The sequence below is a fragment of the Alterinioella sp. B-7 genome (genome assembly GCF_056857775.1).
Genome location: NZ_JBSXNT010000031.1, coordinates 187,576 through 201,667, shown reverse-complemented (window position 1 = coordinate 201,667; position 14,092 = coordinate 187,576). Strand labels below are relative to the sequence as shown.

14 protein-coding genes are annotated in these 14,092 nt (G+C 65.4%); 9 read left to right on the top strand and 5 right to left on the bottom strand.

Translation table 11 applies throughout. The annotated features are described in order from the left end of the window. From AC13C7_RS09280 to AC13C7_RS09265, 4 genes are all read left to right on the top strand, one after another. Complete coding sequence (locus tag AC13C7_RS09280; RefSeq protein ID WP_482867298.1) at nt 1-1,068, top strand: 2Fe-2S iron-sulfur cluster-binding protein; 1,068 nt, start codon at nt 1-3, stop codon at nt 1,066-1,068. A 13-nt stretch (nt 1,069-1,081) separates the two neighbouring features. After that, nucleotides 1,082-1,834, top strand: a complete 753-nt coding sequence (locus AC13C7_RS09275; RefSeq protein WP_172320910.1) for a Phenylacetic acid catabolic protein — start codon at nt 1,082-1,084, stop codon at nt 1,832-1,834. Between the two features lie 311 nt (nt 1,835-2,145). Further along, nucleotides 2,146-2,739 carry a GNAT family N-acetyltransferase gene (locus tag AC13C7_RS09270; protein WP_482867297.1) on the top strand — a complete coding sequence of 198 codons (594 nt, stop codon included), beginning with the start codon at nt 2,146-2,148 and terminating at the stop codon, nt 2,737-2,739. A 5-nt stretch (nt 2,740-2,744) separates the two neighbouring features. After that, complete coding sequence (locus tag AC13C7_RS09265) at nt 2,745-3,479, top strand: hypothetical protein (protein WP_482867296.1); 735 nt, start codon at nt 2,745-2,747, stop codon at nt 3,477-3,479. Here AC13C7_RS09265 and AC13C7_RS09260 read toward each other — a convergent pair. From AC13C7_RS09260 to paaG, 5 genes are all read right to left on the bottom strand, one after another. Next, nucleotides 3,418-4,335: a DMT family transporter gene (locus AC13C7_RS09260; protein WP_482867295.1), complete on the bottom strand. Its 918-nt coding sequence runs from the start codon at nt 4,333-4,335 to the stop codon at nt 3,418-3,420. The two genes, AC13C7_RS09265 and AC13C7_RS09260, sit on opposite strands and share 62 nt — an antisense overlap. 69 nt (nt 4,336-4,404) lie before the next feature. Beyond that, a complete protein-coding gene (locus AC13C7_RS09255) occupies nt 4,405-5,001 on the bottom strand; it encodes a TetR/AcrR family transcriptional regulator (RefSeq protein WP_482867294.1) in 597 nt (198 codons plus the stop codon). A 4-nt stretch (nt 5,002-5,005) separates the two neighbouring features. Further along, a complete protein-coding gene (gene paaK, locus AC13C7_RS09250; protein WP_482867293.1) occupies nt 5,006-6,316 on the bottom strand; it encodes a phenylacetate--CoA ligase PaaK in 1,311 nt (436 codons plus the stop codon). A 3-nt stretch (nt 6,317-6,319) separates the two neighbouring features. Further along, entirely contained in the window at nt 6,320-6,748 is a 429-nt protein-coding gene (gene paaI / locus AC13C7_RS09245; RefSeq protein ID WP_482867292.1) for a hydroxyphenylacetyl-CoA thioesterase PaaI, read from the bottom strand. Then, a complete protein-coding gene (gene paaG, locus AC13C7_RS09240) occupies nt 6,745-7,530 on the bottom strand; it encodes a 2-(1,2-epoxy-1,2-dihydrophenyl)acetyl-CoA isomerase PaaG (protein WP_482867291.1) in 786 nt (261 codons plus the stop codon). Before paaG ends, paaI begins: the two co-directional genes overlap by 4 nt. Nucleotides 7,531-7,598: 68 nt before the next feature. Here paaG and AC13C7_RS09235 point away from each other — a divergent pair, with 68 nt between their 5' ends. The 5 genes from AC13C7_RS09235 (at nt 7,599) to AC13C7_RS09215 (ending at nt 14,012) form a co-directional block, all read left to right on the top strand. Further along, nucleotides 7,599-9,653, top strand: coding sequence for an FAD-dependent oxidoreductase (locus AC13C7_RS09235; RefSeq protein WP_482867290.1), 2,055 nt, complete (start codon nt 7,599-7,601; stop codon nt 9,651-9,653). Next, nucleotides 9,650-11,671 carry a phenylacetic acid degradation bifunctional protein PaaZ gene (gene paaZ, locus AC13C7_RS09230; protein WP_482867289.1) on the top strand — a complete coding sequence of 674 codons (2,022 nt, stop codon included), beginning with the start codon at nt 9,650-9,652 and terminating at the stop codon, nt 11,669-11,671. The genes AC13C7_RS09235 and paaZ overlap by 4 nt, the downstream gene beginning before the upstream one ends. Before the next feature lie 33 nt (nt 11,672-11,704). After that, nucleotides 11,705-12,547: a PaaX family transcriptional regulator C-terminal domain-containing protein gene (locus AC13C7_RS09225; RefSeq protein ID WP_172320897.1), complete on the top strand. Its 843-nt coding sequence runs from the start codon at nt 11,705-11,707 to the stop codon at nt 12,545-12,547. A gap of 102 nt (nt 12,548-12,649) precedes the next feature. Next, nucleotides 12,650-12,928: a hypothetical protein gene (locus AC13C7_RS09220; RefSeq protein ID WP_172320896.1), complete on the top strand. Its 279-nt coding sequence runs from the start codon at nt 12,650-12,652 to the stop codon at nt 12,926-12,928. After that, nucleotides 12,912-14,012, top strand: a complete 1,101-nt coding sequence (locus AC13C7_RS09215) for an ABC transporter ATP-binding protein (RefSeq protein ID WP_172320895.1) — start codon at nt 12,912-12,914, stop codon at nt 14,010-14,012. Before AC13C7_RS09220 ends, AC13C7_RS09215 begins: the two co-directional genes overlap by 17 nt. The last annotated feature ends 80 nt before the right edge of the window (nt 14,013-14,092 follow it).

The following is a 14,092-nucleotide window of genomic DNA, read 5'->3' as shown; positions in this document are numbered from 1 at the left end:
ATGGCCCGATTTCACGACCTGACCGTTACCGACGTGACCAAGACCATCCGCGATGCGGTGGTGGTGACGTTGCAGCCCGACGACCCCGCGGCCTTCGATTTCACGCAAGGCCAATACCTGACCTTCCGCCGCGAGTTCGACGGCGAGGAATTGCGCCGGAGCTATTCCATCTGCGCGGGGCGCGGCGAGGGCCACCTCCAGGTCGGCATCAAGCGCGTCGAGGGCGGCGCGTTTTCCACCTGGGCCAATGAAGACCTGAAACCGGGCGACAGGCTGCAGGCCATGCCCCCGATGGGCAGTTTCTTCACGCAGCTCGATGCGGGGGCCGAGCGCAATTACCTCGGTTTCGCGGGCGGCTCGGGCATCACGCCCGTCCTCTCGATCATCAAGACCGTGCTGGCCGAGGAACCACGCGCCAGTTTCACGCTGGTCTATGCCAACAAGGGCGTGAACTCGATCATGTTCCGAGAGGAGCTGGAGGATCTGAAGAACCTGCATATGGGCCGGTTCAATGTCATCCACATCCTCGAGACCGACGCGCAGGAGATCGACCTGTTCACCGGGCTGGTGACGGAAGAGAAATGCGCCGAGCTGTTCAAGGGCTGGATCGACATCGCCAGCGTGGATACCGCCTTCATCTGTGGTCCCGAACCGATGATGTTGGGCATTGCCCGGGCGCTGCGCGACCACGGGCTGAGCGACGCACAGATCAAGTTCGAGCTTTTCGCCAGCGCCCAACCGGGCCGCGCCAAGCGCCCCGCGGTCAGTCAGGAGGCCGGCAAGACCGCCAACCAGGCCGAGATCGCCTATACGCTCGACGGCTCGACCCGCACCATCGCGGCGGCCAAGGGGGTAAGCATCCTGGACTCGGCGCTGGCCGAGCATCTCGACGCGCCCTATGCCTGCAAGGCCGGGGTCTGTTCGACCTGCCGCTGCCGGGTGCTGGAGGGCGAGGTCGAGATGATCGCCAACCACGCGCTGGAGGATTACGAGGTGGAAAAGGGCTATGTCCTGTCCTGCCAATCCTACCCCGTCACCGACCGTGTCATCGTCGATTACGATCAATAAAGGACCGGACCCCATGGATATGAGCATCGAGGACTACCTGGCCCAGGGCGGCGTGTTGTCGAACCCGACCAATGTGCCGCCGCGCTACCGGGCGGAGTTGCTGAAGCTGATGACCAGTTTCGTCGACAGCGAATTGGCGGGCGCGGCGGGCTTTGCCGACATCATCAACGAGGGCCCGGGGATCAAGGAACGCATCGCGGCGGCGCGGATCGTGCTGGAAAAGACCGATCACGCCGGGAAAGTCCTGCGCGTGATGGAGGGCTTCGGCGTCGACAGTGAACGCTACGCCAACCACCACCCCTGGACCGCGCGGCTGGATCGTGACGCCGATATCGGCACCACGCGGGGCGATCACGACATGCGGCTGGCGGTGTTCAACTATCCGCTTCAGGGCTGGACCGATGCCGTGGTGATGAACCTGCTGATGGGCTGCGCCGTCGCCGTGCAACTGGCCGATTACACAAGCGTCTCCTATCAGCCGCTGGCCGAGGCGTTCCGCGAGATCGCGCCGGTCGAGGCGCGGCACGCGGACCTGGCCGAGGAAGGGCTGCAACGCCTGATGGGCGAAGGCGAGGGCGAGGCCATCGTCGCCTCGATCGGCTACTGGTTCCCGCGCGTGGCCGCCAGTTTCGGACAGGCCAACTCGCCCCGTTACGAGATGCAGAAACAGATGGGCCTGCGCCAGCGCAGCAATGACGAGATGCGCGCGGAATGGGAAGCCAAGGCGCTTGCCGCGCTGGACCGGGTCGGTATTCAGCCGGGGTAGACTGTGCCCTGGGCATCTGCGCGTCTTCGGCGAGCGGACCGCCTGCCTTGCGGTTCTGCAGCCTTCCCTCTCGGCCGCATCCGCCGCCTGTCGGGCAATGGACGAGGATATTTGAAGAACAAAGAAGGGAAGGGCGGCCCTGATCCGGGAGGGACTGCCTCAAGCGGGCGTTCGGGGGGCGCAGGGCGCGGGCGCGTTAACCTTAATCCCATCCTAATTGACCGGCGATGCCGCGGGTTGGCGGCGGGGCACTGGTCAAGCGTCGCGTCCTGTGCTTGCTTGCGGGGTGACGCAAACCGGAAGGTGCGACAATGCCCTGGCCCGACGACATCACCCTGAGCGGCGATCACGTGACGCTGGAACCGCTGCGCCCCGATCACCTGGGCGGCATGCGCGTGGCGGCGGGCGAAGGCGGCTTGCACCAGCTCTGGTACACCACGATCCCCGATGCCGAGGGGATGGAGGCCGAGATCGACCGGCGGCTGGCGCTGCGCAAGGCGGGCGCGATGCTGCCCTTCGCGGTGCTGGACCCGGCAGGCCGCGCGGTGGGGATGACGACCTATATGAATATCGACGCGAGTCTGCCGAGGCTGGAGATCGGATCGACCTGGATCTCGCGCGCCGCGCAGCGCGGGCCGCTGAACACCGAGGCCAAGTTCCTGCTGCTGCGCCATGCCTTCGAGACGCTGGATTGCGTCGCGGTTGAATTCCGCACCCACATCCTCAACCAGCAGAGCCGCCGCGCCATCGAGAGGCTCGGCGCGAAGCAGGACGGCATCCTGCGCAACCATATGCGGATGGACAATGGCACCCTGCGCGACACCGTCGTCTATTCGATCCTGAACACGGAATGGCCGATGATCTCCGCGCATCTGCGTTGGGAAATGCAGCGGCCGAGGGTGTAACGCGGATGCGCGAGCTTCACAGCGATGACAGCGTGTTGATCCAGACGCGGGACGCCGAGGACGGGCCGGGTGACCGCCTGCTGCTGTCCTTCACCGGGATCGGCCATGGCAAGAGCGTGGGCCGTGTGCAGAAGCCGGAATTTCCAAGCGCGGGCAACGGCTTCGCCAACACGATCTTTGTCACCGACATCACCCGCTCCTGGGGCAACGCGCTGGATTTCGACGCCATCGGCGCGGTGCTGGCCCCGCATATGCAGGGGCGCGAGGTCTTTGCGCTTGGCAATTCCATGGGCGGGTTCCTCGCCGTGCTGGCGGCGCAGTTATGGCCGATCAGGCGCGTCGTTGGCTTCGTGCCGCAATTCAGCGTCCGGCCCAAGGTGATCCCCAAGGAGGCGCGGTGGAGCGAATACCGCGCAGCCATTTCAGACTGGCGCTATTCCAGCCTTCAGGACCGGTTTTCGCCCGAGACCGAGTATTTCCTCTTCTCCGGGCGCAAGGGGCCGGATTGGCGGCAATGGCGGCGTTTTCCCGAGGCGCCCAATATCTCGAACGTCCTCTTTTCCGATCTCGGTCACGGGGTGGCGAAGCATCTCAAGCGCACGGGCGTCTTGAACCCGATCATTGCGGCCTGTTTCGAGGGGCGGTTCAGCCTCGACTGGTTGAACGCAACCAGCCCCTTCAAGGCCGAACTGCGCGCACCGAAATCCGGTGGCCCAACACCTCGACCAGGCCCGCGCTGACGATCACGACACTGCCGATGGCTTCACGCCAGCCAAAGGGCTCGCCCGCGAACAGGGCCGCCGTGACGACGCCCGCGACGATCTCGGTCATCAGGATCAGCCCGACGCGCGCGGGCGGCAGGACCGTCGCTGGCCAGACCGTCAGGAACAGGACCGGCACCACGATCAGCGCCGACAGGATCAGCACGGGGCCAAACGCGCCGGTCAGCGCGCCTGCGCCCTCCAGCGGATTCATCGCCGGGCCGCCAAGCGCGATGGTGGCCAGCGTCACCACCAGCCCGCCGCCGACAAAGCCGATCACCTGCAACGGCACCGCGATATGGCCCCCCTGGTAGAGCCTCAGCGACCCCACGGCCCAGACCACGCCCGAGGCCAGCGCCAGCCCGTCGCCAAGCGACCTCGGCACCGGCCAGCCCGCGCCAAGCCCGAGCATGATCAGAAGGCCCATGAGCCCAAGCGCCAGCGCACTGCCCCGCGCCACGGTCAGGCGTTCGCCCAGGAACAGCAGGCCAAGCCCGGTGCTCCAGACCGGGGTGAGATAAAAGAGCAGGATGGCGCGGATCACATCCGTCATCAGGATCGCGGTAGAAAAGAGCGAGAACGCCGCCCCTGTCAGCATCCCGCAACTGACCAGCGCCCACCAGTTGGCCCGGATCTGCGCCCGGTAGCGCCAGATCAGCGGCGAGAGGATCACGCCCGCGCCCGCAAAGATCACCGCGCCGGGCCAGGCGCCCCCCATGCCAAGCCCCGCCAGCCAGCGCAGCGGCACCCAGTAAAGGCCCCAGAACGCGCCGCCGATAGCGAGGCCGATGGCGGCGGCCCCGGTATGGCGGGCGATCTCGGACAGGCGGGGCATGGGCGGCTTTCGAGGTGCGGCAAGGGTGGCGGGCGCGACTTTGGCCGCTGTGGGGCCGGGCCGCAAGCCCTAGAGCCCGCCGACCCCGCGCAGGGTCAGGTTGGTGACCAGCCGCGCATAGTCTTCGCGCGCCTCTGTCCCCGCCCCGGTATTCCACATGTAATACCAGTTCAGCATCCCGAAGACGGACATGGTCGTGGCGCGCAGCTTTGGCTTGTCATCCGCGAGGACCTCGGGCGCGGCTGCGGCGATGGTGTCGGAGAGGAACCGCACCATGTCACGCTGATAGCCGCGCATCTGCGCCTGCTGATCCTCGGGCAGGGCGCCGAGCGCATTCAGTTGCACCTGATGCTCGTGATCGGCCCCCTGGTAGGCGCGCAGGATCTGGCGGATCACCTCATGCAGCCGCGCCTCCGGGTCCAGCCCCTCGACATTCGTGCCCAGGATCCGGTCGCGCAGGCTGGACAGGTAATTGTCCAGGATATCGTAGAGCAGCGCATCCTTGCTGTCGTAATAGTGGTAGATATTGGCCTTGGAGATCCCGCATTCGCGCGCCAGTTGCGCCATCGAGGCGCGGTCGAACCCGTCGGTCGCAAAGATGCGGGCGGCCGATTGCAGGATCAACTCGCGCTTCTGGTCATGGTCCTTGGCGATGGTGCGCGCCATGTGCCTACCCCCGGTCCCGGTTGTCGACGACGCGGCGGGCCTTGCCCTGGCTGCGCTCCACCGCGCCGGGATCGCCTACGATCACCTCGGTCGAGATGCCGACCACATCCTTGATCCGCTTGACCAGCATCCGGGTCGCGGCGGTTCGGCTCAGTTCGTCGGCGGCATCCAGCGTGGCCTCGACATGGACGCGCATCGCGTCCATCCGGCCCGCCTTGTAAAGCTCGATCTGGAAATGCGAGGCAAGGCCGCCGGTGGCCAGCACCTGTTCCTCGATCTGGGTCGGGAAGACATTGACGCCGCGCAGGATGATCATGTCGTCCGAGCGTCCGGTGATCTTCTCCATCCGCCGCATCGACCGCGCCGTGCCGGGCAAAAGCCGCGTCAGGTCGCGGGTGCGGTAGCGGATCATCGGCAGCCCTTCCTTGGTGAGCGTGGTGAAGACAAGCTCGCCCATCTCGCCATCGGGCAGGACATCGCCGGTTTCGGGGTCGATGATCTCGGGCAGGAAGTGATCCTCCCAGATATGCAAGCCGTCCTTGGTCTCGACGCATTCATTCGCGACACCCGGCCCCATGATTTCGGAAAGGCCATAGATATCAACGGCGTGCATGTCGAAGGCCGCCTCAACCTCGGTCCGCATCGCGTTGGTCCAGGGCTCGGCCCCGAAGATGCCGACATCGAGCGAACACGCGCGCGGATCGAGCCCCGCCTTGCGGAACCCTTCCAGGATATTGAGCATGTAGGAGGGCGTGACCATGATCGTGCCGGGCTTGAAATCGTTGATCAGTGTGACCTGGCGTTCCGTCATCCCGCCCGAAATCGGCACCACCGTGCAGCCAAGCCGCTCGGCCCCGAAATGCGCGCCGAGCCCGCCGGTGAAAAGCCCGTAACCATAGGCCACATGCACGATGTCGCCGGGCCGCGTGCCGCTGGCGCGCATCGACCGCGCGACGAGGTCGGCCCAGTTCGAGAGGTCGTTCTTCGTATAGCCCACTACTGTCGGCTTGCCCGTCGTGCCCGAGGAGGCATGGATCCGCGAAATCTGTTCGCGCGGCACGGCGAAGAGGCCGAAGGGATAGTTGTCGCGCAGGTCGGTCTTGTAGGTGAAGGGGAATTTCGCAAGGTCCGTCAGGGACTTGAGGTCGGAAGGATGCACGCCCGCATCGTCGAACCGTTTGCGATACATCGCCACGTTTTCATAGGCGTGGCTCAGCGACCATTGCAGCCGGTCCAGTTGCAGCGCGCGGATTTCGTCCAGCGAGGCGATCTCGATGGCGTCGAGGCTGTCCTTGGCGGGGGTCAGGTCTTTCATGGTCTATTCCTCCTCGAAAAGCTGGCCGCGAATGGCGCGGGAATGGCCACGGAACTCGGCGATTTTCGTTCCGGCCTGGCTGGTGACGGTGACGTCATAGATGCCGCTGCGCCCGCTCAGGCTGACCTCGCGGGCATGGGCGGTCAGCGTGTCGCCGACATGGGCCGGGGCCAGGTAGGTGATGGCGTTCATCTGCGCGACGGTGGATTGATTGCGGCTGTTGCAGGCGAAGGCGAAGGCGCTGTCGGCCAGCGCGAAGGTGATGCCGCCGTGACAGATGCCGTGGCCGTTGGCGTGGTGGCGCTCGACCATCAGGGACAGCTCGGCGCAGCCTTCGGTGACGGAAATGATCTTCATTCCCAACCACTTGGAGGCTTCATCGCCCTCCCACATGGCACGGGCGGCGCGGCTGGCGCGGGTCTCGGGGGTCATCTGCCTTGAAACTCCGCCGGGCGTTTTTGCAAGAAGGCGCTGACCCCTTCGGCATAGTCCGCGCTTTCACCGCAGAGCTTCATGGCGTCGGCCTCCATGTCGAGGTGATCGGACAGGTCATGGGTCGCGGCGGCCTGGATGCAGGCCTTGGTCTGCGCAAGCCCGAAGGTCGGGCCGGCGGCGAGGCTCGCGGTCAGCGCGCGGGCCTCTTCCATCAGCATGTCGTCGGCGTGAACATCCCAGATCAGCCCCCAATCGGCGGCCTTGCGGGCGGGCAGGGGCATCGCGGTCATCGCCAAGCCCTTGGCGCGTGCCTCGCCGATCAGGTGGGGTAAATGCCAGCTTCCGCCAGTGTCGGGGATCAGGCCAACCTTCGCAAAAGACTGGATAAATTTCGCGCTCTCGGCGGCCAGCACAATATCGCAGGCCAGCGCCAGATTGGCTCCGGCCCCGGCGGCGACGCCATTGACGGCGCAGATCACCGGGCAGGGCAACTCGCGGATCAGGCGCACCAGCGGCGCGTAGAACTCGCGCACGGTGCGGCCCAGATCGGGCGGGCCGTCCATCTTTGAAGGGTCGCGGTCGCCCAGATCCTGGCCCGCGCAAAAGCCACGGCCCGCGCCGGTCAGCAGCACCGCGCGGGCCCCCTCATCGCGGGCGTCCTCAAGTGCGGCCCGCAATGCCCCGTGCATCTCATCGTTGAAACTGTTCAAACGATCCGGGCGGTTCAGCGTGATCTCCCGCCAGTCGCCCTTGTTTTCAACGCGTATCGTGTCGCTCATATCCGCCGATCCCCCCTTTGCCTGACAATTACCTTGCATAAACCGAACGGTTGGTCAATAAATTCCGCATGTCAGACCAAGGGGGATTTTTCATGTCGGAACGCGATGTCGTGCAGGTGGTGCGAGAGGGCGATATCGCCTGGGTGACCATCGACAATCCGCCGGTGAACGCGACCTCGACTTTGGTGCGCGCAGGGCTGTGGCAGGCGGTCGATGCGGTGCATGGCGCAAGACTGGCCGTGCTGCGGGGGGCCGGGAATTGCTTTGTCGCAGGCGGCGACATGTCCGAGTTCGACCGCCCCCCGGAGGAACCGCATCTGCCTGATGTCGTTCAGAAAATCGAAGACAGCCCGGTGCCGTTCCTGGCCGTTCTGGATGGCGCGACGCTTGGCGGCGGCTGGGAGATTGCCATGGGCTGCGCCTGGCGGATCGCCGCACCTCGCGTGAAGATCGGGCTGCCGGAGGTCAATATGGGCCTCATTCCCGGCGCTGGCGGCACGCAGCGCGCGCCGCGACTGATCGGGATGGAGGCGGCGATTGACATGGCCTGCCGGGGGCGGATCTTCGCGGCTGAAGAGGTCTTTGACCTGGGCGGTATCGACCTGATTTCAAAGGATATCATTGCCGATATCAAGGCGTTCGCCGAGGATCTTCCGCCCCGGCCCGAGCCTGTCAGCGCGCGCGATGTCGATGTGCCGGACCTGAGCGGGGTCGCGGATGAGGTGCGAAAAAGGGCCAAGGGGCAGAGCTCACCGCTGGAAAATCTCAATGCCCTTCAATGGGTTGCACTTCCCTTCGCGGAGGGCCAACCGAAGGAGCGGGCGCGCCATCTGGAACTGCGCCAAAGCGCCGAGAGCCGCGCCCTGCGCCATGCCTTCTTTGCCGAGCGGCAGGCCGCGAAGCCCGATGCGATCAAGGGCGTCACCCCGCGCGACATCGCCCGTATCGCCGTTGTCGGTGGCGGGTTGATGGGGGCGGGCATCGCGGCGGCGGCGCTGTCTGCGGGGTATGAGGTCGTGATCGTCGAGCGGGGAAAGGCCGAGGCCGAAGCCGCCGAAGTGCGCGTCACCGGGCTGCTGGAAGGGGCGTTGAAACGCGGCAAGATAAGCCGGGAAGACTTTGAGAAACAACGGGATAATTTCAGCGTTGCACCGGACTACGGGGCCGCTGCCGGGGCCGATCTGGCGATTGAAGCGGTCTTTGAAGACCTGGAGGTGAAGCGCGAGGTGTTCCGCAACCTTGCCAAGGCGATGGGCGACGACGCGATCCTCGCGACAAACACCTCCTATCTCGATCCGACCGAGATTTTCGCGGGGCTTCCAAACCCCGCCCGCTGCCTCGGCCTGCATTTCTTCTCGCCCGCGCATATCATGAAGCTGCTGGAAATCGTGGTGATGCCCGAGACAGGCCCGGAGGTGCTGGCGACGGGCTTCGCCTTTGGCCGCAAACTGAAGAAAATGACAGTTCTGTCAGGAATTTGTGACGGGTTTGTCGGAAATCGGATGCTGGCCGCCTATCGGCGCGAGGCGGAATACCTGCTGGCCGATGGCGCGCTGCCGCATGAGGTGGACGCGGCCATGCGCGACTTCGGGATGCCGATGGGACCGTTCGAGTTGCAGGATCTGACCGGATTGCAGATCGCCTGGGCCAATCGCCAGCGGCAGGCGGCAACGCGGCCCGAGGGCGAGCGTTACGAGACGATTGCCGACACGCTTTGCGATCTCGGTCGATTGGGCCAGCGCGCGGGCAAGGGCTGGTATCGCTACGCCGAGGGCAGCCGAATCCCCGAGCGCGACCCGGAGGTCGAGGGCATGATCCGGGCCTATTCGGCGGAGCGCGGGATCACCCGACGGGACTTCGGCGCCGATGAGATCGTGAACCGCCTCATGGCGGCGCTGATCAACGAGGGCGCGCGGATCGTCGAGGAAGGGATCGCCGAACGCCCCGGCGATGTCGATACGGTGCAGATCCACGGCTACGGCTTTCCGCGCTGGCGCGGCGGGCCGATGCACTACGCCTCCGAACGCGGCTGGGACATGGTGGCACAGGACATGGCCCGCGTGGCCGAGGCGAGCCCGGGATCGTGGGTGATTGCCGATCAATTGAAAGGAGCAGCGAGATGAGCCTGCAAGATGTTTCAAGTTTTGCCGCCGGACGCTGGATCGCGCCGGACGCGAATGCGCGCCTGATCGAAAATGCCGTCACCGGCGAAGCGATGGCGCGGGCGGGCAATGACACGCTGGATGTGGCCGCGATGCTGGAGTTTGCCAGGACCAAGGGCGGGCCTGCCCTGCGTGCGCTGAGTTTCCATGACCGGGCGCGGATGCTCAAGGCGCTGGCCGTGGAACTGAGCAAGCACAAGCAGGCGCTCTATGACCTCAGCTTCGCGACCGGGGCCACGCAGAGCGATCACCTGATCGACATTGACGGCGGCATCGGGACGATGTTCGTCTTCGCCTCCAAGGGGCGGCGGGAAATGCCGGATGGGCATGTCTACCTCGATGGCGAGGTTGAGCAGCTCAGCCGTGACGGCACCTTCCTGGGGCAGCATATCTGCACGCCTTTGCAAGGGGTTGCGGTCCATATCAACGCGTTCAACTTTCCGGTCTGGGGGATGCTGGAAAAGCTCGCGCCGACGCTGCTGGCGGGGGTTCCGGCGATCGTGAAACCGGCGACGGCGACCTGTTACGTGACCGAACTTGCGGTGCGGATCATGTTGAAAAGCGGCATCCTGCCCGAGGGCGCGCTGCAACTGGTCTCGGGCGGGCTTGGCGACATGCTGGACCATCTGACCTGTCAGGATGTCGTGGGCTTCACCGGATCGGCGGCGACGGCGCTGAAACTGCGCTCCGCGCCCGTGATCATGCAGAACTCGGTGCGCTTCGTGGCCGAGCAGGACAGTCTGAACGCCTCGATCCTGGGACCGGACGCGGTGCAGGGCACGCCGGAGTTCGACCTCTTCGTCAAGGAAGCGGCCCGCGAGATGACCACCAAGGCAGGGCAGAAATGCACCGCGATCCGGCGGATCATCGCGCCGGAGGGGCAGGTCGCGGCGCTGATCGAGGCGCTTTCGGCGCGGCTGGCCAAGACGACCGTGGGTGACCCGAAGGCTGAGGGTACGCGGATGGGCGCGCTGGTCAATAACGGCCAGAAACGCGACGTGCTGGAGAAGATCGGCACCATCGGGGAGGAGGCTACCCGCGTCTTCGGCGACCCCGAGGATTTCGCGATGGCCGGGTCCAAGGGCGCGTTCCTGCCGCCGATGCTGTTTCATTGCGAAAGCCCCGACACGGCGGCCCGCGTGCATGACACGGAAGCCTTCGGGCCGGTCAGCACGATCATGGGCTACCGCGATCTGGACCATGGCATTGCGCTGGCCAACAAGGGGCAGGGGTCGCTGGTGGCCTCTCTCATCACGCATGACGGCGATGTGGCGCGTCAGGTGGCCCTGGGGGCCGGTGCCTTCCACGGGCGGCTTTATATCAACAACCGCGATTCGATGAAGGAAAGCACGGGCCACGGTTCGCCCCTGCCGCATATGGTCCATGGCGGGCCGGGACGCGCGGGGGGCGGCGAGGAGTTGGGCGGCGTGCGTGGCGTGATGCACTACATGCAGCGCACGGCGATCCAGGGCAGCCCCGACATCCTGACCGCGATCGGCGGCGTCTACGTCAAGGGCGCGACGGTGCGGGAAGGTCCGGCGCACCCGTTCCGGCGCACCTTCGACGAATTGCAGATCGGCGAGAGCATCACCACCGACCCGCGTGAGGTCACGCTGGAAGATATCGAGCATTTCGCGGCATTCACCGGCGATACCTTCTACGCCCATATGGACGAGGAGGCCGCCGCGCGAAACCCGTTCTTTCCGGGCCGCGTGGCGCATGGCTACCTGCTGCTGAGCTTTGCGGCGGGGCTGTTCGTTGATCCCGATGAAGGGCCGGTGCTGGCCAATACGGGCCTCGACAATCTGCGTTTCCTCAAGCCGCTGGTCGCGGGAAGCTCCATCCGGGTTCATCTGACGGTCAGGAAGAAGACCCGCCGCAACGATGGGTATGGCGAGGTGCGTTGGGCCGTGCGGGTGACCGATGAGGAGGGCGAGGCGGTGGCCGAATATGAGCTGCTGACGATGAACGCCTCTTGAGCGGGGCGGGGCGGCGCGCGTAGCATGGCCTCCATGCACGAGTCCGCCAGCCCCACCTTCCGCGCCTGCGCCGCCGCCCTCACGGGCGATCAGGGGCATCGGGTGTGGTCGCTGATCGTGACCATCTTCGGCGATCTCGCGCAAGGAAAGGGCGACGCGATCAGCGGGCCCTTGCTGTCGCAATTGACCGGGCTGATGGGCGTGAGGCCCGAGGCGATGCGGGTGGCGCTGCACCGGCTGCGCAAGGATGGCTGGATCGAGAGCCTGCGCGAGGGGCGGGCCAGCACGCATTTCCTGACGGGCTATGGCCGTGCGCAATCGGCCGCCGCATCGCCGCGCATCTACGGGACCGGCGTGCCGAGCCCCGACCTGTGGCACCTGCTGATCGCGGGCGACACGGTTGGCGCGGCGCGGTTGGAGGCTTTCTTGCAAAGCGACGACTATATCGCGCTTGGCGGGCAGGCGGCGTTGGCCCCCGGTCCGCTGCCCGACGATCACGGCGGGCTGCTCGGGGTCGAGACGGGCGCGGTCGCGGTGCCCGACTGGCTGCGCGCGCAGATCTGCCCCGAACCGCTGATGCGGGCCTATGCGGAATGTCTGGCGGCGTTCGAGAACGTGCTGGACTGCCTCGACCGCAGCCCGCCCTTGACCGGGGCCGAGGCCGCCGCGCTGCGCGGGCTGGTGGTGCATAGCTGGCGCCGGATCCTGCTGCGCCACCCGGACCTGCCACCGGCGTTCTTTCCCGAAGGCTGGCCGGGCGTGGCGGCGCGAGAGCGGTTCTCGCGGATCATGGCCGCGCTGCCGGTGCCTGACCTCGCGGTGCTGGAACAGGGGCTGACGGGGCATGATTCGAGGCGCGCGGTTTTGGAGGGTTGACAAGCGTTCGTCGGGCCGGGTGCGGAACCTCTGTTCGATTGTGGCAAGGGCTGGTCCGCATCCTTTTTGAAGACCGGAGAGGATGGGCCTAACCCTCTGATCATGAACGAAAAAATTGAGTGCTTCAGGATGCCATCCGACCTCAATGCAGGTTCCGGGATGGTGGCCTCTTGCAGGTCGTTTCCAGTGACCTTCAAGAAAACGGGTGGACAGCGAATATCAAGCTCTTACAGTGAAGAGGCTGGGACGATGTCGTTTTCTGGCCGTGTATTGTCGTTTTTCGACCCGGTTGTATCAGGAAGCGCCGCAATGATGCCGCAATGGCCACAGGAAGCGCGCAAGCGCCGAAGAACAGGGAAGATTCATGAACGCAAGTTCTGACGCAGACCATTTCGTGGTCTTTGACCGTGTGCAGAAAAGCTATGACGGTGAAAACCTGGTCGTAAAAGACCTCAATCTCGCAATCGGCAAAGGTGAATTCCTGACCATGTTGGGGCCCTCGGGCTCGGGCAAGACGACCTGCCTGATGATGCTGGCGGGCTTCGAGACCGCGACACATGGCGAGATCTTGCTGGACGGCCAGCCGATCAACAACATCCCGCCGCATAAGCGCGGTATCGGAATGGTGTTCCAGAATTACGCCCTGTTCCCGCATATGACGATCGCGGAGAACCTGTCCTTCCCGCTGGAGGTGCGCAAGATCGGCAAGTCCGACCGCGAACAGAAGGTGCAGCGCGCGCTGGACATGGTCGAGATGGGATCGTTTGGCGGCCGCCGTCCGGCGCAGCTTTCGGGCGGTCAGCAGCAGCGGGTGGCACTCGCCCGGGCGCTGGTCTTCGAGCCCGAGTTGGTGCTGATGGACGAGCCGCTTGGCGCGCTGGACAAGCAGCTGCGCGAGAAGATGCAGTTCGAGATCACCAACCTGGCGCATAATCTGGGCATCACCACGGTCTACGTGACCCACGACCAGACCGAGGCGCTGACCATGTCGGACCGGGTCGCGGTGTTCGACGATGGCCGCATCCAGCAGCTTGCCGCACCCGATACATTGTATGAATCGCCCGAAAACAGCTTCGTCGCGCAGTTCATCGGTGAGAACAACACGCTGATGGGCACGGTCGAAAGCATCGAGAACGACCTTGCCGTGGTCAAGCTGGACGATGGCGAGCTGATCGACACGCTGCCCGTCAACGTCACCAAGGTGGGCGACCGCACGCTGGTCTCGATCCGGCCCGAGCGGGTCGAATACGACCCCTCCCGCCTGCAACCCGGCGCCCACACCGTCAAGGCCGAGGTGCTGGAGTTCATCTATATGGGCGACATCTACCGCACCCGTTTGCGTGTCGCCGGAAATGATGATTTCTTTATCAAGACCCGCAACGCCCCCGATCAGCGCCGGTTGCAACCCGGCGAACAGATCGAGATCGGCTGGCGGGCCAAGGATTGCCGGGCACTGGACGCCTGAGCAAAGTGGAGAGCCCCCGGCGCGTGCAATGCCAAAGGGGGCCGATAACGCGAACAGAACGACCAACAGAGGAGAGAAAT